Origin of the sequence: Bradyrhizobium manausense (assembly GCF_001440035.1) — a bacterium.
Lineage (GTDB): Bacteria > Pseudomonadota > Alphaproteobacteria > Rhizobiales > Xanthobacteraceae > Bradyrhizobium > Bradyrhizobium manausense.
On the sequence record NZ_LJYG01000052.1, the window covers coordinates 57,548 to 78,745 of the forward strand.

General features: G+C 63.9%; 20 protein-coding genes. 17 read left to right on the plus strand and 3 right to left on the minus strand.

From position 1 onward, the window contains the following. Positions 1–78 precede the first annotated feature (78 nt). Positions 79–699, minus strand: coding sequence for a hypothetical protein (locus AOQ71_RS13955; RefSeq protein ID WP_057747280.1), 621 nt, complete (start codon positions 697–699; stop codon positions 79–81). A gap of 110 nt (positions 700–809) precedes the next feature. Here AOQ71_RS13955 and AOQ71_RS13960 point away from each other — a divergent pair, with 110 nt between their 5' ends. The 5 genes from AOQ71_RS13960 (at position 810) to AOQ71_RS13980 (ending at position 6,721) form a co-directional block, all read left to right on the plus strand. Continuing rightward, entirely contained in the window at positions 810–1,478 is a 669-nt protein-coding gene (locus AOQ71_RS13960; protein ID WP_057747256.1) for a TetR/AcrR family transcriptional regulator, read from the plus strand. Between the two features lie 194 nt (positions 1,479–1,672). Continuing rightward, positions 1,673–3,385 (plus strand): sulfatase-like hydrolase/transferase, encoded by a 1,713-nt coding sequence (locus AOQ71_RS13965; RefSeq protein WP_057747281.1) that lies wholly within the window; start codon positions 1,673–1,675, stop codon positions 3,383–3,385. Between the two features lie 234 nt (positions 3,386–3,619). Continuing rightward, a complete protein-coding gene (locus tag AOQ71_RS13970) occupies positions 3,620–4,786 on the plus strand; it encodes a COG1470 family protein (protein ID WP_057747257.1) in 1,167 nt (388 codons plus the stop codon). Then, entirely contained in the window at positions 4,783–5,769 is a 987-nt protein-coding gene (locus AOQ71_RS13975; RefSeq protein ID WP_057747258.1) for an ABC transporter ATP-binding protein, read from the plus strand. Before AOQ71_RS13970 ends, AOQ71_RS13975 begins: the two co-directional genes overlap by 4 nt. Continuing rightward, complete coding sequence (locus tag AOQ71_RS13980) at positions 5,759–6,721, plus strand: ABC transporter permease (protein ID WP_057747259.1); 963 nt, start codon at positions 5,759–5,761, stop codon at positions 6,719–6,721. Before AOQ71_RS13975 ends, AOQ71_RS13980 begins: the two co-directional genes overlap by 11 nt. Positions 6,722–6,807: 86 nt before the next feature. Here AOQ71_RS13980 and AOQ71_RS13985 read toward each other — a convergent pair whose 3' ends face one another. Then, complete coding sequence (locus AOQ71_RS13985) at positions 6,808–8,367, minus strand: glycine betaine ABC transporter substrate-binding protein (protein ID WP_057747260.1); 1,560 nt, start codon at positions 8,365–8,367, stop codon at positions 6,808–6,810. Further along, positions 8,364–9,146 carry an ATP-binding cassette domain-containing protein gene (locus AOQ71_RS13990; RefSeq protein ID WP_057747261.1) on the minus strand — a complete coding sequence of 261 codons (783 nt, stop codon included), beginning with the start codon at positions 9,144–9,146 and terminating at the stop codon, positions 8,364–8,366. The genes AOQ71_RS13985 and AOQ71_RS13990 overlap by 4 nt, the downstream gene beginning before the upstream one ends. Before the next feature lie 138 nt (positions 9,147–9,284). On the opposite strand from AOQ71_RS13990, the gene AOQ71_RS13995 reads away from it, so the two are divergent. The 12 genes from AOQ71_RS13995 to AOQ71_RS14050 all read left to right on the plus strand — a co-directional run bounded on the left by AOQ71_RS13995 (position 9,285) and on the right by AOQ71_RS14050 (position 21,118). Beyond that, positions 9,285–10,103 carry an ABC transporter ATP-binding protein gene (locus AOQ71_RS13995; RefSeq protein ID WP_057747262.1) on the plus strand — a complete coding sequence of 273 codons (819 nt, stop codon included), beginning with the start codon at positions 9,285–9,287 and terminating at the stop codon, positions 10,101–10,103. Continuing rightward, positions 10,103–10,888, plus strand: coding sequence for an ABC transporter permease (locus AOQ71_RS14000; RefSeq protein ID WP_057747263.1), 786 nt, complete (start codon positions 10,103–10,105; stop codon positions 10,886–10,888). Before AOQ71_RS13995 ends, AOQ71_RS14000 begins: the two co-directional genes overlap by 1 nt. A gap of 72 nt (positions 10,889–10,960) precedes the next feature. After that, complete coding sequence (locus AOQ71_RS14005) at positions 10,961–11,986, plus strand: ABC transporter substrate-binding protein (RefSeq protein ID WP_057747264.1); 1,026 nt, start codon at positions 10,961–10,963, stop codon at positions 11,984–11,986. A 29-nt stretch (positions 11,987–12,015) separates the two neighbouring features. Beyond that, a complete protein-coding gene (locus tag AOQ71_RS14010) occupies positions 12,016–12,720 on the plus strand; it encodes a hypothetical protein (RefSeq protein WP_057747265.1) in 705 nt (234 codons plus the stop codon). 93 nt (positions 12,721–12,813) lie between these two features. After that, positions 12,814–14,136, plus strand: a complete 1,323-nt coding sequence (locus AOQ71_RS14015; RefSeq protein ID WP_057747266.1) for an ABC transporter substrate-binding protein — start codon at positions 12,814–12,816, stop codon at positions 14,134–14,136. 15 nt (positions 14,137–14,151) lie between these two features. Beyond that, positions 14,152–14,922 carry an ABC transporter ATP-binding protein gene (locus tag AOQ71_RS14020; RefSeq protein WP_057747267.1) on the plus strand — a complete coding sequence of 257 codons (771 nt, stop codon included), beginning with the start codon at positions 14,152–14,154 and terminating at the stop codon, positions 14,920–14,922. Further along, the gene (locus tag AOQ71_RS14025) at positions 14,922–15,626 is read left to right on the plus strand and encodes an ABC transporter ATP-binding protein (RefSeq protein ID WP_057747282.1); all 705 of its coding nucleotides are present in this window, start codon (positions 14,922–14,924) and stop codon (positions 15,624–15,626) included. The genes AOQ71_RS14020 and AOQ71_RS14025 overlap by 1 nt, the downstream gene beginning before the upstream one ends. A 7-nt stretch (positions 15,627–15,633) precedes the next feature. After that, positions 15,634–16,515: a branched-chain amino acid ABC transporter permease gene (locus AOQ71_RS14030; protein ID WP_057747268.1), complete on the plus strand. Its 882-nt coding sequence runs from the start codon at positions 15,634–15,636 to the stop codon at positions 16,513–16,515. Continuing rightward, positions 16,512–17,531 carry a branched-chain amino acid ABC transporter permease gene (locus AOQ71_RS14035; RefSeq protein ID WP_057747269.1) on the plus strand — a complete coding sequence of 340 codons (1,020 nt, stop codon included), beginning with the start codon at positions 16,512–16,514 and terminating at the stop codon, positions 17,529–17,531. The genes AOQ71_RS14030 and AOQ71_RS14035 overlap by 4 nt, the downstream gene beginning before the upstream one ends. Then, the gene (locus AOQ71_RS14040) at positions 17,491–18,420 is read left to right on the plus strand and encodes a polyphosphate kinase 2 family protein (protein ID WP_057747270.1); all 930 of its coding nucleotides are present in this window, start codon (positions 17,491–17,493) and stop codon (positions 18,418–18,420) included. The genes AOQ71_RS14035 and AOQ71_RS14040 overlap by 41 nt, the downstream gene beginning before the upstream one ends. After that, a complete protein-coding gene (locus tag AOQ71_RS14045; RefSeq protein ID WP_057747271.1) occupies positions 18,417–19,454 on the plus strand; it encodes a patatin-like phospholipase family protein in 1,038 nt (345 codons plus the stop codon). Before AOQ71_RS14040 ends, AOQ71_RS14045 begins: the two co-directional genes overlap by 4 nt. A gap of 332 nt (positions 19,455–19,786) precedes the next feature. Further along, positions 19,787–21,118, plus strand: coding sequence for an IS1182 family transposase (locus tag AOQ71_RS14050; protein ID WP_057742559.1), 1,332 nt, complete (start codon positions 19,787–19,789; stop codon positions 21,116–21,118). Positions 21,119–21,198: the final 80 nt, after the last annotated feature.

Consider the following 21,198-nt stretch of genomic DNA (forward strand, 5'->3'; position numbering starts at 1 on the left):
CGATCGCGGTTGGCAACGTTCGCACGCCGCTTCATCTTAAGAACGCACACCCGATACGCCTTCTTGCAAGCCGTCCTCTCAGCTCGCCGTGATGGCTTGCCCGCGCGGGTGGGCGGCCATTGCGATCATCCGCAGCGCCATGACCGCGAGCAGCGGAATGAGGAACGCGGCGTAGGCCGGCATGGCCGGCACGCGCTTGCCGAAGGACACCATGAATTGAAACCAGAGATAGTAGCCGCCGACGAGGTGCAGCGTGCGCCAGGCCCGCGGTCCGAGCAGTGCGGCAGCACGATCCAACGAGGTCGCGCTCATGGCAATGATCATGGCATAGCCGATGCCTCCGAAGATGTAGGAGGCCGGCGAAGTGGCTTCCGCAAAGCCTGCTGGATCCATCCTGGCGAAGACGACGATCGCCACCGCATGGATGGCGTGGGAGACCGCAAAGCTCAGGCCGAGATAGCGGCGGTTGCGCCGCTGCCAGCGCGTCCAGGCGTTGGGCCACAGTCGGGCCACCGCTGCAGCGCTGAAGGCCAGACAGAACAGCAGCAGCGAGCTGCGCGCCGTGAAGCGGATCACCATGCGGACGCCCTCGACCTCGAACTGGCGCATCGAGGCGATCCACAAGCTCAAGGCGATCAGGTTCAGCGCGAGCACGGCAAGCAGCCGCCAGCCTTCGAACCAGTTGTGGCGCTGTGACATCGTAGCGGTCTCCTCCGTCATGTAATCATCGATTACATTTCGAGCTGGCACGATCGTCAATAGTGTAATCGATGCTTACATTCACGTTCGGGTGATGCTAGGAAGCGGTCATGCCCGCCCGTCAGTCCCCCAAGCCCCGGATTTCAAAGCCCCGCACCCGTCGCCAGGCACCCGGAGCCCGGCCCTATCACCACGGTGACCTCCGCCGGGTGCTGATCGATGCTGCGTTGCAACTGGCGGCCGAAGGAGCCGAGGTCTCCGTGCGCGAGGCCGCGCGCCGCGCCGCGGTGTCGCCGGGGGCGCCATTCCGGCACTTTCCCAACCGCGACGCCTTGATGGCTGCGGTGGCCGAGGAGGCGCAGCGGCGCTTTCGCGCCGAGATCGAGGCTGCGCTGGCGGAAGCGAGCTCCACCGATCCGCTGGCGCGCTTCCGCGCCTTCGGCATCGCCTATGTGCGCTGGGCGATGCACAACCCCGCGCATTTCGAGATCATTTCCACGGGACGCTATTTCGCGTATGGCAGCTCGGCCGAATTGCTCCGCGACAACGCCGAGCTCGTGGCGCTGACCGAACGGATGTTGGCTGAGGCGGCCGCGCAGGGCCTGCTGCGCTCGCCGGATCTGAAACGTATCCTAATCGCCGGCCGCGCTCTGATCTACGGCTTTGCCCGCATGAACCTCGACGGCCATTTCCCGCGCTGGGGCGTCGAGGAGGGGGAGATCGAGCGGATGGCGGAGGGCGTGATCGATCTGTTCATCGCAGGGATTGCCAAGAGCTAGGTCATCCAAATGCGGCCCTTCGCCGTCCGCTAACATTAAGCGAAGGTCGGATCGCCGCGCGCGTTGCCTGTTCGTGACCGTTCCATTACAGTTTTGTGACACGGTGCAGCCGGCTGCGCCGTCCGCCTTGGCGGCCCGAGGCTGGCCAGACGGCTTGGCATCACCGCGCCGGACCCAAGTTCAGCGTGTCGTCGATGGCGTCCGCGCCCAATCCAGGTCCTTCTGCCACCACCGCCGTTCTGGCGAGCGTCGCTGCGGTCGGCATCTGGCGGCTGCTGGCGGTGGCCGCGCCGCATGTCGCTGCTCTTGCGTTGATGTACGAGACCGAGACCGATTTCGGCTCGCGCCTGTCCTTCCTGCTCGCCTGGGGCATTCTCAACTTCTTCTGGATCACGCTGCTGCGCCGGCCGGCACTGTCGGGCGCATTGTCGCTGACTATGGTCGTGATGTTGGTGCTGCTGTCCCGGCTCAAGCACGACGTCGTGCAGATGACGGTGAACTTCATCGACCTGATGATGATCGATCGCGACACGGTCGCGTTCCTGTTCACGATCTTCCCGAATTTGCGCTGGTCGGTGATCGGGGCGGGCCTTGTCACGCTGCCGCTGATGTATGCGCTGTGGTGGCTCGATCCGTTCCGCATCCGCCGCCTTCCAGCGCTGGCCTGCAAGCTCGCCTGTCTCGCCGCCCTGGTTTTCTATTCCGCCTATCATCCGGACGAGGCCTGGCGCGGCTATTACGACGACGGCTATCTTTCGAAGTTCTTCCGCTCCGGCGTCACTGCGGTGTCCGATTTCGTGGAGTACGGCTTCATGGAGTCGGCCGCCGCGACCAATGAGCGGCTCAATATACCGCTGGTCGACGCCTGCCACCCGGCGGGCCGCCGACCGAACATCATCATGATCCATGATGAATCGAGCTTCGATATCCGCGCCGCGCAGGGCATCAAGGTGCCACCGGGCTACGGCAGTCATTTCAAGTCCTGGGACGGCAAGGAGCGCACCTTCCTGGCTGAAAGCAATGGCGGGCCGAGCTGGTTCACCGAATACAACGTGCTGGCGGGTCTGTCCTCGCGCTCGTTTGGCCGCTTTGCCTATTTCGTGACGCGCCTTGCGTCGGGCCGCGTCGAGCGTGGCCTGCCGCTCAGCTTACGCCGTTGCGGCTATGACACCATGTCGCTCTACCCTGCCTATGGCGGCTTCATGAGCGCACGCGGCTTCCAGATGACGACCGGCGTCGAGCGCTTTCTCGATTCTCATGATCTCGGCGCCAAAGACGTCGAGCCCGACAGCTTCTTCTACGACAAGGCGCTGCGGTTGATGGCCGAGCGCACGCCGAACAAGCCGCTGTTCACCTTCATCTATCTCGGCGCCAACCATTTCCCCTGGGAGACGCGCTTCCGTCCCGACCTGCTGCCGAACTGGCGCGCGCCGGGCAACCTGCCGTCCATCGACGAATATCTGCGCCGCCAGGCCATGAGTGCCGAGCAATACAAAGCCTTCCTCGCGGGCTTGACCAAGAATTTTCCGGGCGAGCCGTTCCTGATCGTGCGCTATGGCGATCACCAGCCGGAGTTCGCTCCTGCTATCCTCGAGCCCGGGCTCGACGAAGGCGCGATCGGCAAGAGGCTCGACGCCTATGATCCGCGCCTCTACGCCACCTATTACGCCATCGACGCGGTCAATTTCGAGCCGGTGAAGAGCGACGCCGTGATGGACACGATCGATGGTCCCTATCTGCCGCTGGTGATCCAGGAGGCTGCCGGCATCCCGCTCGATCCGTCGTTCGCGGAGCAGAAGGAGATCATGCTCCGCTGCAAGGGCATCTTCTACGGCTGCAAGGACGGCGCCGAGGCGCGGCGGCTGAACCGGCTGCTGATCGATGCGGGGATGATCCGGGGGCTGTAGCGCCAGCGAACAATATATATCGCCTTACGATATATTAATCATCGGGATGCGCGAGGTGCATTTCAAACTAAAGTCTGAGCAAAAAATACCTGAAATCACCGACTTGTAATTGGGGCGGCGCCTCATTTCCCAAACTTTGTCACGATTTCTCCCATCATCCGGCAAGCCGTCGCCGTCGTCTTTCAGGCGGCGTCATCCATCTCTGGGTCCATTTTCCTTGCAGGAGTATCATCCATGCGAGCGCTTGATGCTGCGCGTCTTGCATTTGCCCTTTTGCTGCTCAGCTCGACGGCTTACGCGGCCGAACCGGCGCAGGACATCAAAGGTCTTTACCTCATGACGGATTATCCGGCCGTCACGGTGCGGCCGGGGACAACGACCAATGTTTCGCTGCGGTTGCACGACTATGGTCTCGCGCCGGCGCGCTACCAGCTTTCGGTCTCCGGCGTGCCGAGCGGCTGGTCCGCGACATTGCTGGGCGGCGGCCAGCCGGTTGGTGCAGCGATGCCGGCGCCCGATGGCAGTGTGGCGCTCCAGCTTCGGCTCGACATCCCCGCCACCAGCGATCTCACCGCTCATACGCTTACGGTCAAGGCGGAGGGGCAGGGCACCAACGCCGAACTTCCCATAGCCGTCTCGCTCGCCAAGGAGCTGCCCGCCAAGCTCTCGGTCAAGTCGAGCCTGCCCTCGCTGCGTGGTAGCCCGAAATCGAATTTCGATTACACGCTCTCGATCAAGAACGATTCGGGTCGCAACGTTGTGGCCAGCTTCGCGGCCGATGCGCCCGCCAATTTCGAAACCTCCTTCACCGAAGCCTATGGCACGCAGGAGCTGTCATCGATCCCGATTGACGCCGGTCAATCCAAAGACGTCAAGCTGAAGGTGCGGCCACCCAGCTCGACCGCTGCCGGACATTTTCCGGTGAAGGTCACGGTGAAGGCGGGCGACGCTTCGGCCTCGACCGAGCTTGCGCTCGACGTTGTCGGCGAGCCGCAGCTTCAGATCTCGGGCCGCGATGGCCTGCTGAGCGCGCGGGCCGTCGCGGGCAAGCAAAGCTCGATCCCGATCGTCGTGAGCAACAATGGAACGGCGCCGGCCGAGAATATCAGCCTCGCCGCCACGGCGCCGAACGGCTGGAAAGTGACCTTCGAGCCGGCGTCGATCGATCATCTCGTGCCCGGCAAGGATAGCGAGGTGCAGGCGCTGCTCACGCCCAGCGACAAATCCTTGGCCGGCGATTATCAGGCCAACATCCGCGCCACGTCCAGGGGTGAGACCGCCTCGAGCCAGTTCCGCATCACCGTCGGCACCTCCACCGTATGGGGCATGGCCGGTGCCGGCGTCATCGGCGTCGCGTTGTTGTTGATGCTGGGCGCCGTTGCGAGGTTCGGACGGCGATGAGCGAGCAACCCACCGAGACCAGGACTCCACCGCAGGTTCCGGTCATCCATGCGCGCGGCCTGACCCGATGCTACGGCGATAGAGCGGTGGTCGATGGCATCGACCTCGACATCGCCAGGGGCGAGGTGTTCGGCTTGCTCGGCCCGAACGGCGCCGGCAAGACCACGACCATCCTGATGATGCTGGGCCTTACCGAGATATCATCGGGCGAGATGAGCGTGCTCGGCTTCAATCCGGCGCGCGAGCCGCTCAAGGTCAAGCGTCGCGTCGGCTATCTGCCTGATGCCGTCGGCTTCTATGACCAGCTCACGGCGACAGAGAACCTCGCCTACACAGGCAAGCTGATGGGGCTCGCCCGCGCGGAGCGTGCGCGCAGGATCGAGCAGGCGCTCTGGCGCGCCGGGCTGACCGAGGTTGCCTCGAAGCGGGTCGCGACCTTCTCGCGCGGCATGCGGCAGCGGCTGGGCCTCGCCGAGATCATCATGAAGCGGGCCGAGATCGCGGTCCTGGACGAGCCGACGTCGGGCCTCGATCCGCAGGCGACCCAGGAGTTTCTGGGCATGATCGGAGAACTCAAGGCCGAAGGCATCACGGTGCTGCTGTCGTCCCATATGCTCGATCAGGTTCAGCGCATTTGCGACCGTGTCTCGTTGTTCAGGGCCGGTCACATCGTGCTGATGGGGGCGGTGCCTGAGCTCGCGGTCAAGGTGCTGGGCGCTGGCTTTGTCGTGGAGGTCGAGGCCGAGGGGCTTGGTCTCGCCCGGCGGCTCGCCATGATCCCTGGCGTCACGCATGTCGAGACACTCTCCGTCAATCGCTTTCGCATGACGGCTGAGCGCGACGTGCGGCCGGATGCGGCGCGCGCGGTGGTCGCGGTTGACGGTTCCTTGCGCAGACTGTCCGTCGATGAGCCGAGCCTCGAAGCGATCTACACACGCTATTTCCAGGACCTGCCTGCGGGAGGCGCTCGTCATGCGGCGTGAGGGATCACCGTTTCAGGGAATGTCGACCGTCTTCGTCAAGGAGCTCGCCGACCATATTTCCAGCGTCCGGATGCTGATGCTGCAGCTCCTGATCGTCTTCACGGCGCTCGCCGCGCTGTACGAGGCGATCAACAGTCTCAGGCAGAACACCGCCGAGGATCCGTTCCTGCTGCTGCGGCTGTTTACGATCGACCAGGCGCCGTTGCCGTCCTTTGTCGCGATCCTCGGCTTCCTCATCCCGCTGATGGCGATTGGACTTGGCTTTGACGCAGTCAATGGCGAGCACAACAGGCGAACGTTGTCGCGCATCCTGGCGCAGCCGATCTATCGTGATGCTTTGCTGATGGGAAAGTTCCTTGCGGCGCTCGCGACCATCGGTATCAGCCTTGCCGCCCTGTGGTTGCTGGTGATCGGCCTCGGCCTGATCTTTCTCGGCGTGCCGCCCGGCAGCGAGGAGGTCGCGCGATCGCTCGTGTTCCTGGTTGTGGCGATCTTCTACGCGGGTGTCTGGTTGTCGCTGGCGATGCTGCTGTCCACGGTGTTCCGGTCGGCTGCCACCGCGGCCTTGGTCTCGCTGGGTATCTGGCTGTTCCTGACGATACTGTGGCCGATGCTGGCCCCGGCCCTGGCACAGGTGGTCGCGCCTCCTGACCCGCGCTATGCGCTGCTCGGCCTGAACGATCCGGCAACGACAGTGTGGGCCCAGGAGTTGTTGCGGCTATCGCCGAACGATCTGTTCGAAGAAGCGATGCTTGCCGTGCTGTCACCGACAACCCGCTCACTCGGACCGGTGTTCCTCGATCAGCTCCGCGGCGCCGTCATCGGCGCGCCGCTGCCCTTCGGCGAAAGCGTCATGCTCGCCTGGCCGCAGACCGTCGGCCTCATCGCCGGCACCATCATTCTGTTCGTCTTCAGCTATGTGCTGTTTCAGCGCCAGGAGGTGAGGGCGTGAACTGATTGCGCTTTGCCCTCTCATCCTCCAAGAGATGGGCACGAGGGGGTGGCCGGTGTCCCCTGCGGCTACCCCCTCAACTCCATCTATGGTCGCCCGATCTTCTCCCACAGCCACTTCGCGACCGCATCCGGCGAGGAGTTCGCATCGTTGCCGCTGGCGCGCAGGTTTGCCTCGCGCATGGTGGAGATGTCGATCTTGCCGAGCAGCGGGCTCAGCGCCGCCTTGAGCCGCTCGTCGCCGGCGCGCTTCGGCGCCAGCAGCAGGATCGCGTCGTAGGGCGGGATCGCCTGCTTGGGATCGTCGAGGGCCACCAGATCATATTTCGCGATCAGGCCGTCGCTGGTGTAGCCCGCGATCACGTCGACCTCGCCGCTCGCCACCGCCGCATACATGAAGTCCGGTTGCATCTGGCGCTGGGCGCCGAACTGAAGGCCGTAAGCCTTCTGCAACGCCGCCCATTCCGGCCGTGAGAAGAACTCGTAGTCGCCGGCGATCGACATCGTCGAGGTGTGCGCGGCGAGATCGGCGATGGTGTGGACGCCGAGCGCGTCGGCGCGCTTTTTCGGCATCACCAGCGCATAGGCATTCTCGAAGCCGAGCTCGCCGAGCAGGGTGATGTTGTCCTTGGCGAGCGCCGTCTTCAACTCCGCCACCAGCTCTGCGCGCGGCTTGATATCGGTGCGGTGCAACTGATTGGCCCAGAGCGTGCCGGAATAATCGACATAGAGATCGATATCCCCGGCCTTCAACGCCCCGAAGACCACGCTCGAGCCGAGGCCGGATCGCGCCGTTGCGGAGAGGCCTGCGGCCTGGAGGCGGTCGCGAAGCAGGGCCGAGAGCACATATTGCTCGGCAAAGGTTTTCGCGCCGACAACGTAGCCGGACGACGAGCGTCCCATCGTCGGCACCAGCGTCGCCGCAACCAGCGCCGCGATCCCGGCCGCGCCGAGCGCAGTACGCAAGCGGCCGCGCTGACGCAGGCCGCCCTCGATCAGGCCGAGCAGCTGATCGACGGCGAGCGCCAGCAGGGCCGAGGCGACGCAGCCGAACAGCACAAACACCCAGTTCTGGGTTTGGAGTCCGGCGAAGATGTAATTGCCGAGGCTGGTCTGCCCGATCGGCGTCGACAGCGTGGCGGTGCCGATCACCCACACCGAGGCGGTGCGGATGCCGGCCATCATCACCGGCAGCGCCAGCGGCAGCTCGACCATGACCAACGACTGCCGTGGGGTCATGCCGACGCCCTTGGCGGCTTCGATCAATGCGGGATCGATGCCGTTCAGTCCGGTGATGCCGTTGCGCAGCACCGGCAGCATCGAATAGAGCGCCAGCGCCAGCATCGCCGGCAGGAAGCCGAACGCGGAGAAGGAAACGCCGAACCACTTCAGTGCCAGGGAGGCGGCGAGCAGCAACAGCGGGTAGAACAATGCGAGCAGCGCCAGCCCCGGCACCGTCTGCACGATGCTGGCGAGGGCGAGCAGGATGGCGCGCGGCGCCGGACGATTGCGCGTCAGGATGGCGAGCGGCAGGCTGACAACGAGGCCAAGCGCGAGCGCGGCGAGGCTCACCCGCACATGATTGCCGAGATAGTCGGGCAGATGCGACAGCGCCTCGCCCCAACGCGGATCGTTGAAAAGGCTCATGCCGCACCGCCCTGTCGCAGCAGCGCGTTCAGCCGCTCGACCTGGCGGCGGGGCGTGCGCAGCAATTCCAGCACATAGGCATCGCTGCTCGCTGACAGCTCCGCCGGCGTACCTTGCGCGAGCAGCCTTCCGCCGCGCATCACCGCGATCCGGTCGGCGAGCAAGATCGCTTCCGTCATATCATGCGTGATCATGACGGTGGTCAGGCCGAGCTTGCGGTGCAGCTCGCGAAAATCCTCGCCGAGGGCGTCGCGGGTGAGGGGGGCGAGCGCGCCGAACGGCTCGTCCATCAGCATGATGCGTGGCTTGGCGGCCAGTGCCCGCGCCACGCCAACGCGCTGGCGTTCGCCGCCCGAGAGCGCTTCCGGCAGCCGGTCGCGATGGGAGGCACGGTCGAGCTGCATCAGCTCGATCAACTCGTCGACGCGCGCGACAATCTCGGCTGCGGGCGCGCCGAGCAGTTTTGGCGTGATCCCGATATTGTCGGCGACGCTCAGATGCGGAAACAGCCCGCCGCTCTGGAAAACGTAGCCGATCCGGCGCCGCAGTGCGACCGGATCGATGTCCTGCACGTTCCTGCCCTCGACCGTGATGGTGCCGCCATCGGGCTCGATCAGCCGGTTGACGAGCCGCAGCAGCGTCGTCTTGCCCGAGCCCGAGCGGCCGACGACGGCCAGAAGCTCGCCCTCGGCGATGTCGAGCGACACATCGTCGACGGCCCTGAGGGCGCCGAAGCTCTTGCTGACGTTTCGGTAGCTGATCGCCGGCTTGGAAGGCATCGCTGACGGGCTCGCTGTTCTCTTACCCTCCCCCTCAGGTGAGAGCAGGGCCAAGGCCCATGCGTAGCACGCCTGGCCGCTTGATTGAACTTGGTCGCGCGAGCGGCTAAGGCATCAAGCCAAGTTTGGAGGGAACATATGACAACGCCCACGGCAGTGGCGCTGGAAGATGCCAAGGTTGCGTTCCGGCTGGGGGACGGACGGGTCTATACAGCGGTGGAGAAGGCCCATCTCACAGTCGCCCAGGGCGAGTTCGTCGCCATTGTCGGGCCGACCGGCTGCGGAAAATCCACGCTGCTCAACGTCGCCGCCGGCCTGCTCAAGCCTGCCGCCGGCAGCGTCAGGATTTTTGATCGGCCGCTCGCGGGGCTGAACCGGGATGCCGGCTATCTGTTCCAGGCCGACGCGCTGTTCCCCTGGAAGACCGCGCTCGACAACGTTGCCATCGGCCTCGAGATCAGGGGCACGGCGCGCGCCGAGGCGCTACCCCAGGCGCAGAAATGGCTGACGTCCGTGGGCCTCGGCGCCTTTGCGGGCCGCTATCCCCACATGCTCTCAGGCGGCCAGCGCAAGCGCGTGGCGCTGGCGCAGGTCCTGATCCGCGATCCCAAAATCCTCCTCATGGACGAGCCGTTCGGGCCCCTCGATGCGCAGACGCGGCAAGTCATGGGCAATCTGCTGCTCGATCTCTGGAACGCCGACCGCAAGGCCGTGCTGTTCGTAACGCATGACCTAGAGGAGGCCATCGCGCTCGCCGACCGCGTCGTGATCATGTCGGCGGGGCCGTCCTCGCGCATCATCGGCGATTGGCGTGTCACGCTTCCCCGCCCGCGCGACATTTTCGAGGTGCGGCTGGACAAGGAGTTCCATGCGCTGCATCGCGAGATCTGGAGCGTGCTCAAGGACGAGGTGATGAAGGGCTACGCGCAATCCACCCATGCTGCGGAGGCGGTCTGATGTCGCGCGTCTCGCTGCTTGCGCTGCAGCTCCTGGTCGCGATCGTCGGCATCGTGCTGTGGCAGTTGCTGTCGACGGTGCCGGTGTTCGGCAAGATCCTGCTGCCGCCGTTCTTCTTTTCCAATCCGGTCGATGTGCTCGATCAGATCGTCAAATGGTTCGTCTCCGGCGTGATCTGGAAGCATCTCGGCATTACGCTCATGGAATCGATCCTGGCCTTCGTGATCGGATCGCTCGGCGGCGTTCTCATCGGCTTCTGGTTCGCGCGCCAGCCGCTGGTTGCCGCCGTGTTCGACCCTTACGTGAAGATGGTCAATGCGTTGCCGCGCGTGGTGCTGGCGCCGATCTTCGCGCTGTGGCTGGGCCTCGGCATCTGGTCCAAGGTTGCGCTCGGCGTGACGCTGGTGTTCTTCATCGTGTTCTTCAACGTCTATCAGGGCGTCAAGGAAGTCAGCCGCACCGTGCTCGACAATGGCCGCATGCTCGGCATGAGCGAGGGGCAGTTGATGCGGCACGTCTATTGGCCGTCGGCGCTGTCGTGGATGTTCTCCTCGCTGCACACGTCAGTGGGTTTCGCCGTGGTCGGCGCCGTCGTCGGTGAATATCTGGGGTCGGCGGCCGGCCTTGGCTATCTCATTCAGCAGGCCGAGGGCGTGTTCGATGTCGCCGGCGTGTTCGCCGGCATGTTCGTGCTGTCGGCCTTCGTCATCCTGATCGATTTCGGGGTCACGCTGGTGGAGCGGCGTCTGCTGGTCTGGCGGCCGACCGTAGACGGCCGCGGGTAGGCGTATCCGTTAGTCGCCTTCTCAAGCCCACCCTGCTGCTCTATGGTGCCGCCAGCCGAACGGAGGAAACCAATGAAGAACACGATTGCCAGGCTCGCCGGCGCCTTGCTTGCGCTGACGCTCACCACCTCGCTTGCCGCAGCGCAAAGCAAAGTCACCGTTGCGGTCGGGGGCGGCGCGTGCCTGTGCTATCTGCCGACGGTGCTTGCCAAGCAGCTTGGCGAGTACGAGAAGGCCGGCCTCAATGTCGATCTGGTCGACCTCAAGGGCGGCTCGGACGCGCTCAAGGCCGTGCTCGGCGGCAGCGCCGACGTCGTATCCGGCTATTTCGACCATTGCGTCAACCTGGCCGCCAAGAAGCAGGAGTTGCAGGCCTTCGTGGTCTATGACCGCTATCCCGGCCTCGTGCTGGTGGTGGCGCCTTCGCATACGGCCGACATCAAGTCGATCAAGGATCTTGCCGGCAAGAAGGTCGGCGTCAGCGCACCCGGCTCCTCGACCGATTTCTTCCTGAAATATCTCCTGAAGAAGAATGGTCTCGACCCCGCCGGTACCGCCGTCATCGGCGTCGGCCTCGGCGCCACCGCGGTGGCTGCGATGGAGCAGGGGCAAATCGACGCCGCGGTGATGCTCGATCCCTCCGTCACGGTGCTCAAGGGCAGCCATCCGGACTTGCGTATCCTCAGCGACACCCGGACACAAAAGGACACGCTCGAGACCTTCGGCGGTGAATATCCGGGTGGCGCGCTATACTCGACGGCGGCCTGGGTCGCTGGCCACGAGAAGGAGGTGCAGGCGCTCACCAACGCGATGCTGTCGACGCTCGCCTGGATCCATTCGCACTCTCCCGAGGAGATCATGGCGAAGATGCCGGAGGAGATGGTCGGCAAGAACAAGGACCTCTATCTCGCTGCGCTGAAGAACACGATCCCGATGTTCTCCGAGACCGGCAAGATGGACCCGAAGGGCGCGGATGCCGTGCTCGCGGTGTTCAGCGTCGGCTCGCCGGAGGTCGCGAACGCCAAGATCGACGTCAACAAGACATTTACCAACAAGTTCGTCGACCAGGCCAAGAAGACCACGGGGAGCGCCAAATAACTGACGCGAAGTCGTAGTAACAAGGCGTCATGACGTCATTGGTCATTCATCGCGTCACGACGCTCGACCTTGCCGTGCGGCCGGTCGTCTGGCCGTTCGCGCAGGAACGGCGCGCCGAGATCGCGGCGCATTTCGCCGAGAAGCAGCGTGAGCGGCCGAAGCTCTGGAACGGCCGTGTCCTGCTCGGGCGCGATGCCGTGTTCGGTGACGGTCATCTTGCCGCGACCTATTTCGAGACCGATTTCGCCAGTTTCCTCGCCTGGCGCGACTGGGGCTTTCCCGACAAGGCCGTGTTCAACGGCTTTGGCATGGGCGCGCTGCGCGCCTCGGACGGCGCCTTCATCATGGGCGAGATGGCGCACCACACTGCGAATGCCGGCCGCATCTATTTCCCCTCCGGTACGCCCGACCTCGATGACGTCACGGAGGGAGTCCTCGACATTCCCGGCAGTGTCATCCGAGAACTCGGGGAAGAGACCGGGCTGACCACGGCCGACTACTGGGCCGAGCCGGATTGGCACTGCATCGTCACGGGCCCCTCGATTGCAATGATACAGGTCCTCAACCTTGATGTGCCGGGCGACGTGGCCCGCGCCCGGATCCAGGCCAATCTTGCACGCGAGACCGAGCCCGAACTGTCGGCCATTCATCTCGTGCGCGGAATCGGCGATCTCACGCCGGCCATGCCGCGATTTGTCACGGCCTTCGTCGAGCAGCAGTTCGCCTCGCGCTGAGCGCGAGGCTTGACATCGCCGCGCGCAGCCCATGTGATGGGCAAAAAGCAAAAGCAACAAGAATACGACGCATAATCGTCCAGGGAGGTTTAGATGCGCCTGCGCATGGCTGCCCGCTTGGTACGTGGGCTGTTGATCGCGATTGCGACGATGGGCCTGACGGCTTCGGCCAAGGCTGAAGACAAGGCTCAGGACAAGAAAATCAAGATCGGCGTGATTTTCGACCTGACCGGCCCGCTCGCGGGCGGCGGCTCTGAGCTCGAATATCTCGGTACCAAGATCATCCTCGACCATTTCACCAAGACCGGCGTCGAGGGCTACAAGGTCGAGGCCGTTTACGCCGACGCACAGAGCAAGCCCGACGTCGCCATCAACGAATCCGTCCGCCTGCTCGAGCAGGAGAAGGTCGACATGGTGCTCGGCTTCTTCTCGTCGGCGCAATGCGTGCCGGTGGCCGCCCGCGTCGAGCAGCTCAAGAAGTTCATGTGGATGACGACCTGCATCTCGTCTGCCGTGTTCGCTGACAAGAACTACAAATACGTCTTCCGTCCGCAGGCCAGCGGCGATCAGTTCGGCGCGATGACGATGGATTTCATTGCGCAGAACGCTCAGGCGAAGTTGGGCAAGGAGCCGAAGGACCTCCGCGTCGCCATCATCCACGAGGATGGCTCCTATGGCGTCGACGTCGCCAAGGGCAATGAGGCCGGCGCCAGGAAGGCCGGTTTCAACATCGTGCTGAAGGAGGGCTATTCGGCCACCGCGCCGGATCTCTCCGCGCTGGTGACCAAGCTCAAGCGTGCCAAGCCTGACGTCATTTTCCACACCGGCTACAACCCTGATATCACGCTGCTGTTGCGGCAAGCACGCGAGCAGGGGCTGAAGTTCGCAGCGCTCGTCGGCCACGGCGCGGGCTACGGCGTCTACGAAAAGCTCAAGGAGGGGATGGGCGCTGACGCGAGCTACGTCTTCAACGCCGATCCGATCTCGATCTGGCTCGCCAACCAGAAGACCATGGATCCGAAGCTTGCCCCCGTCATCAAGATGGTCGGCGAGGAGTTCGACAAGATCAAGCCCGGCGTCGCTATCCGCTCGGCTCATGTCGGCATCGGCGCGTCCAACACCTACGTCTTCATGGATGACGTGCTGCCGCGCGCGATCAAGAAGTATGGCGGGGTTGATCCGGAGGCGTTGCGCAAGGCTGCGCTGGATACCGATATCCCCGAGGGCGGCACCATGCTCGGCTTCGGCGTCAAGTTCTTCGGTGAGGGCACGCCAATGGCAGGGCAGAACGAGCGCTCGTTCCCCGTCGTGATCCAGTATATCGACGACAAGTCCTGGGTGGTGTGGCCCAAGAGTCAGGCGCAGCGCGAAGCCGTGTTGCCGCTGCCGAAGGGCACCACCTACAGCAACCAGTAGCGGCGGAGCAGGGCGGTGCTGGAAGTGAACGGATTGGTGAAGCGGTTCGGCGGCTTCACCGCCGTCAACAACGTGTCGTTCAGGGTCGGGCATGGCGAGATTGTCGGCCTGATCGGCCCCAACGGCTCAGGCAAGAGCACGATCTTCAACATGCTCTCAGGGACGCTTTCGCCGAGCGCCGGATCAATCCGGTTCGATGGCTCGGAGATCGCAGGCCTCGCGCCGCACCGGATCATCAACCGCGGCATCGGTCGCACCTTCCAGATCCCGCGGCCGTTCCGTCGCCTCTCCATTTTCGAGAACGTCGCCCTTGCCGGCTTCTATGGCCAGGGTCGCCATAGCCGCGCCAAGGCCGAGGAGGCGGCCGAGCGCTCGCTTGGGATGGTAGGATTGCCGACCGATCGCCAGGCCAGCGTCGACGGCCTCGGCGCGGCCGGTTTGAAGAAGCTCGAGCTTGCGAAAGCACTCGCCACCGCGCCAAAGCTTCTGCTTGCCGACGAGAGCCTCGGCGGTCTCGACGAGACCGAGATGGACCAGGCGGCGGACATGCTGCGCAACATCCGCGACGAGCTCGGCATCACCATCATCTGGGTCGAGCACATCATGGGCGTGTTGATGCGCGTCGTCGACCGCGTCATGGTGCTCGATCACGGCGAAAAAATCTCGGAAGGGCTGCCGAGCGCGGTTGCCGGCGACCCCCGCGTCGTCGAGGTCTATCTCGGCACTGATGCCGAGACCACCCAGGCAGCGGCCGCCGAAGCCCGCCGTGGCGCGGGAGGCCAATGATGCTGGAGCTGCGTGGCGTCAACGCCGGCTATGGCACTTTCCAGGCGCTGTTCGACGTCGATCTCGACGTCAAGGCTGGTGAGGCCGTCGGAGTCATAGGTCCCAATGGCGCCGGCAAGACCACCTTGATGCGTGTCATCTCCGGCCTGATCCGACCTTCGCGCGGATCGATCGCGATGGAGGGCGTCGACGTTCTTGCTACGCCGGCGCACCAGATCGTCAGCCTTGGCATTGCGCATGTGCCGGAAAACCGGCGGCTGTTTCCGCAGCTCTCGGTCGACGACAATCTCAAGATGGGTGCCTTCATGAAGGAGGCGCGCGGTCGTTATGCCGAGCGGCTGGAGGTCGTGTTCGACCTGTTTCCCCGGCTGAAGGAACGCCGCCATCAGATGGCCGGCACCATGTCGGGCGGTGAGCAGCAGATGTGCGCGATCGGCCGTGCGCTGATGTCCAACCCAAAACTTCTGCTTCTCGACGAGCCGTCCGCCGGGCTGGCGCCGGTCGTGGTGCAGCAGGTGTTCGAGCTGGTGAAGCGGATCCGGGCCAGCGGGCTGACGGTGCTGATCGTCGAGCAGAACGTGCAGCAGGTGCTGCGTGTGGTCGATCGTGCTTATCTGATCGAGGCCGGCACGATTCGCAGCTCAGGCACTTCAGCCGAGATGCTGGCGAGCGACACGGTCAAGGAAGCGTATCTGGGGGTATGAGGCGCATATGCAGGCGGTCCTGGACATTTTCGACATCTATCTGCTGGAAGCGGTGATCAACGGCATCCTGCTTGGCGGCGTGCTGGCGCTGCTTGCGCTCGGGCTCAACCTGATCTTCGGCGTCATCGACGTCACCTGGATCTGCTACGCCGAACTGGTGATGATCGGCATGTACGCCATGTATTTCATGGTCCAGTATTACGGCTTCAGCTATTTCATCGCGGCGCCCCTGACCATCCTGCTTGTCGCGATCCTCGGTGCACTCTTGCATTACCTCGTGATCGCGCCGCTGCTCACAGCGCCGCCGATCAACCAGCTGCTTGCGACCGGTGGGGTGCTGTTCGTGCTGCAGAGCTTTGCCACTGTCGCTTTCGGCATCGACTTCCGCAACCTCGGCATCCGCCTGCCGGTGCTCGCCTTCGGCGACATGAATTTCAGTTACGCGCGCCTCCTCTCGTTCCTGGCGGCGCTGGTCGGCATGGTCGCGGTGTATCTGTTCATGACCCGCACCTTCACCGGCACCGCGATCCGCGCCATCTCGCAGGACCGGCAGATCATGGCGCTGATGGGCGTCGATACCAAACGCATCTATCTCATTACCTCCGCGATCGGCGGCGGGCTGGCCGGGCTCGCCGCCTGCCTGCTGGTGCTGCAATATGACGTGCACCCCTTCGTCGGTCTCTCGTTCGGGCCGATCACCTTCCTGATCTGCGTGCTCGGCGGTCTCGGCAATTTCATCGGCGGCTTCATCGCCGCCTTCGTGTTCGCCGAGATCATTTCGCTCGGCGGCCTGTTCTCCGATCTCGAATGGGGCTACGTGCTCGCCTTTGCCTTCTTCATTGTCATGATGTTCATCCGGCCCGCGGGCCTGCTCGCGAGGCGGCGATGACGGGGCAGGGACGGCTTGCGGCATGGGGGATCGGATTGGCGGCGCTGGTCGCGCTGCCCTTCGTCTATCGCGATCCCTATCATCTGCACATCCTGGTGCTGATCCTGATCTGGTCGTTCGCCTACACATCATGGTCGATGATGGGGCGGTTCGGCCTAGTCTCGCTCGGGCACGGCGGCTTCATGGGCATCGGCGCCTATGTCACCGCGCTGCTGTGGAATCACCTCGGCCTGTCGCCTTGGATCGGCATTCCGGTCAGCATGGTCGCAGCCGGCACGCTGGCGCTGATTGTCGGCTATCCCTGCTTCCGCTTTCGCATCACCGGGCACTATTTCGTGCTGGTGACGCTGGCGCTGTCAGGCATCGTGCTTCAGGTCATCACGGCGACGCGCGATTACACCGGCGGCTCGCTCGGCTACACGCCGAACCGGGCGTCCGGCAACAAGCTGCTGGCGCTGCAATTCGACGACAAGACCAGCTGGTATCTGATCGCGCTTGCGGTCTGGCTTATCGGCATCGTCGTCTGGCATTTGATCGATCGCAGCATGAGCCGCTATGCGCTGGAGGCGATCTCGGAGGACGAGGACGCCGCGGCCGCCGCTGGCGTCAATGTCACCGCGGAGAAACTGAAGATCACGATGATCAGCGCCTTGATGACCGCGCTCGCCGGCGCGATCTATTGCCAGTACCAGATGTTCATCACGCCCGACACGGTCAGCGGCATCGCAGTGTCGTTGCAGATGGTGTTCGCGGCCATTGTCGGCGGCCTGTTCGTGTCGCTTGGCCCCACCGTGGGTGCTGTCATCACCATCCTGCTCGCGGAAACCTTGCGGATCGGCTTCGGCACCAAGGCGGTCGGCTGGGACAATCTCGTCTACGGCGTGCTGCTGGTGCTTTTCATCATATTTCTTCCCAAGGGCATCCTTGGTAGCCTGCTCGATCGATTGAAGCCGCAACGCAAGGTGCCCCGCGCTCATGAGCAAAAAGCCGTCCAAATCGCTCGCCCAGGAACTTGACCGCTACATCACGCCATTCCGCCATGACGGGTCCGGCAAGTTTCACCTGAAGGACTACAAGACCAACGAGAAGGGCGATCTGGACAAGGATAAGGCTCAGGAGATTCTCGATGCCAACAAGAAGCGTCTCGTCGAATTCCAGGAGAAGCTCTACGCCCAGGACCGCTGGTCGGTGCTGATCGTGTTCCAGGCCATGGATGCCGGCGGCAAGGACAGTGCGATCAAGGCGATCTTCGAGGGCATCAATCCGCAGGGTTGCGAGGTCTCCGCCTTCAAGGCGCCGAGCAGCAAGGAGCTGGACCATGATTTCCTCTGGCGTCACGTGGTCGCGTTGCCGGAGCGTGGCCATATCGGCATCTTCAACCGCTCCCATTACGAGGAATGCCTGGTGACGCGCGTGCACCCGGAGCTCCTCGCCAAGGAAAAGCTGCCGCAGCGGCTCGTCACCAAGAACATCTGGAGGGAGCGGTTCGAGGACATCGCCGCCTGGGAGCGCTACCTGATGCGCAACGGCACCGTGGTGCTGAAATTCTTCCTCAACGTTTCCAAGGAGGAGCAGCGCAAGCGCTTTCTCGACCGGTTGGAAGAGCCGGGCAAGCAGTGGAAATTCTCGATGGACGACATCAAGGAGCGCGCGCTGTGGCCGCGCTACCAGGCGGTCTATCAGGACATCGTGCGCCACACCGCAATGCCGCATGCGCCCTGGTATGTCGTGCCCGCCGACCACAAATGGTTCGCCCGCGTTGTGATAGGCTCCGTGATCGTGGCTGAGCTTGAAAAGCTGGACCTGCGCTTCCCCCGTGCCGACAAGGCTTCGCTGCGCGAGTTTGCCGAGGTCCGCAAGGCGCTGGAGAGCGAGGGCAAGGGAGGAAGGAAGCGCAAAAAGTGACCGCTCCCGAGGCCAGGAACCAGAAGAACGTCAACTTCGCGCTGCAGGGCGGCGGCGCGCACGGCGCCTTCGTCTGGGGCGTGCTCGACCAGGTGCTCGAGGACGGCAGGCTCGCGATCGAGGCGATCAGCGCCACAAGCGCGGGCGCGATGAACGCGGTGGCGCTCGCCTCGGGCATGGCCATCGGCGGAGCCGAGGCGGCGCGGCAGAACCTGCATGCGTTCTGGTACGAGGTCTCGCGGATGGACCAGCTCTATGACCTGTTTTCACCCGTCAACCAGGTGATCCAGGCCCTCAAGCTGCCGCCGGAATATCACCCCGTCCACGCCTTCATCCATACGCTGACGCACACGGTGCCACCGAACCTGCTCAACCCGTTCCACTTCAATCCGCTCCGGTCCCTGCTGCAACGCGTGATCGATTTCGACCGGCTCAATTCGTCGCCGGACGCACCGCAGCTCTTTCTCAACGCCACCAATGTTAGAACCGGCAAGATCAAGGTGTTCCAGACGCCGCTGCTCAGCGCAGAGACCGTGCTCGCGTCGGCCTGCCTGCCGCCCTATTTCCAGGCGGTCGAGATCGACGGCGAGCATTATTGGGACGGCGGCTATCTCGGCAATCCCGCGATCTTTCCGCTGATCTATCGCAAGGGCAGTCACGACGTCATCATCGTGCAGGTGACCGCGATCCGGCGTGACGAGCTTCCGGCAAGCGCCGCCGACGTCCTGCATCGCATCAACGAGATCAGCTTCAATTCGTCACTGATGCGCGAGATGCGCGCGATTGCCTTCGCGACCCGGCTCATCGACAACGGCGAACTCGATCCCAACACGCACAGCCGCATGTTCATGCACTGGATCGGAAACGACCAGCTGATGTCGCAGCTCGGAACGGCGACGCAGTTCCATCCCGAATGGAGCCTGTTGTGTCGTCTGCGCGATGAGGGCCGCGAGGCCGCGCGAAGCTGGCTGACACAAAACTTCGACCGGATCGGTCGTTCGTCTACGGTCGATTTGACCGACATGTTTCTCTGATCTTCGAAAACAACCCCATGCACAGTAGCCGATGATAACGGAATCAATGGCTTTCCGGCGAATGTGCTCGATATTCGGATTTTGAGAAGGATTGCTTGATCCGTCGGGCAAAACAGGGGCATAATGTCACCATCGCGACGGCTGTCGTAGGGTGGGTTAGCCCTGCAGATGCGCGAAGCGCATCTGCTCGGCGTAACCCACCTCTTTTGGTCCCGCGAGGGCAGACAGTGGTGGGTTACGCCTTCGGCTAACCCACCCTACGAGACTGTGAATCTTTTGTACCGCGTGTCGGGCGAATGTGATTCTCTAGGCAGACTGATCTGCTGGAGAGGATGATGGCTGACGAGGGACTTTTTGGCGAATTGCCGGATCAGTCGGCGCCACGAACCGAAGCGGTGCCGCGGGGTGCACCTCGGCTGCGCGAGCCCGTGCGCAATCAGGTCGAATTGCGGGCGGTCGATATCGACAGCCTGATCGGGCAGGATCATCTGGCCCGGGTGATCTGGGCTTATGTCGAGGGGCTCGACCTGAGCGAGCTGGAAGATCGGGTTAAGGCACGGGAAAACAGGCCGGGCCATCCGGCGCCATCACCCCGGCTGCTGCTGGCGCTTTGGCTGTACGCCACGAGCGATGGCGTTGGCAGCGCGCGGGCGTTGGATCGGCTCTGCGACAGTCACGACGTCTACCGCTGGCTCTGCGGCGGCGTGTCTTTGAACTATCACACACTGTCGGATTTCCGGGTCGGCTGCGCGGACCTGCTGGACCGTTTGCTGGTCGAACATCTGGTGGCTCTGAATGAGGCAGGGCTGATTGATCTGGAGAAGCTGACCCAGGACGGGGTGCGGATACGGGCGAATGCGGGGGCCGGCTCGTTCCGGCGGGAGGCAACGCTCGGCCGGCAGATGGCCCAAGCGAAGGCTGTGGTGGAAGAGCTCAAGCGCGAGGTCGATGCGGATCCGGAAGCCAGCAGCCGGCGTATCAGGGCGGCCAGAGAGCGCGCGGCACGCGAACGCAGTGAGCGGGTGCAGGCTGCGCAGAGGGCTTTGGACGAGATCAAGCGGAAGCGCAAGCAACTCGACGAAAAAGGCGGCAATGGCAAAAAGCCGAAGGAGCCCCGGGCCTCCACCACCGACCCGCAGGCAAGGGTGATGAAGATGGCAGATGCCGGCTTCCGCCCCGCCTACAATGTGCAGGTGGCCAGCGCGGCCGGCGAACTGATCGTGGTCACGGTCGACATCGACAACAACGGATCAGATCGCGGCTTGATGCGGCCGATGCTGGAGCGAACGCGCACTCGGCTGAAGCGCTTGCCGCGTCGCTACCTCGCCGATGGCGGGTTCTGCAGCGGCGAGGACATCGAATGGGCGCACGGTGAAGGCGTCGAGGTCTACTGTCCTCCGCCCAACTCCAGGAGCGGTGTCGATCCCTTTTTACCTCGGAGCAGCGACGGTCCTGGCGTCGCGGCCTGGCGGGCCCGCATGGCCAGCGAAGCCGGCAAGGCACAGTACAAAGCCCGCACGATCTGCGAATGCATCCATGCCCGGTGGCGGAACTGGGACCTCAGGCAATTGACCGTGCGCGGCATCGAGAAGGTCCGTGCCGTCGTGCTCTGGTACGCCCTCACCAACAACATCCTGCAAGGACACCAACTGGCAAAAGCATAGACAGCACAGCCATCCCCCGGCGGTTCGACATCGACGGCCCCCGACATCAGCGCGGGCGCTACCCACTCTTTAATATCGAA

Coding starts and splice junctions, on each gene's coding strand:
- AOQ71_RS13955 (WP_057747280.1), bottom strand. CDS start 699: ATGTCACAGCGCCACAACTGGTTCGAAGGCTGGCGGCTGCTTGCCGTG.
- AOQ71_RS13960 (WP_057747256.1), top strand. CDS start 810: ATGCCCGCCCGTCAGTCCCCCAAGCCCCGGATTTCAAAGCCCCGCACC.
- AOQ71_RS13965 (WP_057747281.1), top strand. CDS start 1,673: ATGGCGTCCGCGCCCAATCCAGGTCCTTCTGCCACCACCGCCGTTCTG.
- AOQ71_RS13970 (WP_057747257.1), top strand. CDS start 3,620: ATGCGAGCGCTTGATGCTGCGCGTCTTGCATTTGCCCTTTTGCTGCTC.
- AOQ71_RS13975 (WP_057747258.1), top strand. CDS start 4,783: ATGAGCGAGCAACCCACCGAGACCAGGACTCCACCGCAGGTTCCGGTC.
- AOQ71_RS13980 (WP_057747259.1), top strand. CDS start 5,759: ATGCGGCGTGAGGGATCACCGTTTCAGGGAATGTCGACCGTCTTCGTC.
- AOQ71_RS13985 (WP_057747260.1), bottom strand. CDS start 8,367: ATGAGCCTTTTCAACGATCCGCGTTGGGGCGAGGCGCTGTCGCATCTG.
- AOQ71_RS13990 (WP_057747261.1), bottom strand. CDS start 9,146: ATGCCTTCCAAGCCGGCGATCAGCTACCGAAACGTCAGCAAGAGCTTC.
- AOQ71_RS13995 (WP_057747262.1), top strand. CDS start 9,285: ATGACAACGCCCACGGCAGTGGCGCTGGAAGATGCCAAGGTTGCGTTC.
- AOQ71_RS14000 (WP_057747263.1), top strand. CDS start 10,103: ATGTCGCGCGTCTCGCTGCTTGCGCTGCAGCTCCTGGTCGCGATCGTC.
- AOQ71_RS14005 (WP_057747264.1), top strand. CDS start 10,961: ATGAAGAACACGATTGCCAGGCTCGCCGGCGCCTTGCTTGCGCTGACG.
- AOQ71_RS14010 (WP_057747265.1), top strand. CDS start 12,016: ATGACGTCATTGGTCATTCATCGCGTCACGACGCTCGACCTTGCCGTG.
- AOQ71_RS14015 (WP_057747266.1), top strand. CDS start 12,814: ATGCGCCTGCGCATGGCTGCCCGCTTGGTACGTGGGCTGTTGATCGCG.
- AOQ71_RS14025 (WP_057747282.1), top strand. CDS start 14,922: ATGCTGGAGCTGCGTGGCGTCAACGCCGGCTATGGCACTTTCCAGGCG.
- AOQ71_RS14030 (WP_057747268.1), top strand. CDS start 15,634: ATGCAGGCGGTCCTGGACATTTTCGACATCTATCTGCTGGAAGCGGTG.
- AOQ71_RS14035 (WP_057747269.1), top strand. CDS start 16,512: ATGACGGGGCAGGGACGGCTTGCGGCATGGGGGATCGGATTGGCGGCG.
- AOQ71_RS14040 (WP_057747270.1), top strand. CDS start 17,491: ATGAGCAAAAAGCCGTCCAAATCGCTCGCCCAGGAACTTGACCGCTAC.
- AOQ71_RS14050 (WP_057742559.1), top strand. CDS start 19,787: ATGATGGCTGACGAGGGACTTTTTGGCGAATTGCCGGATCAGTCGGCG.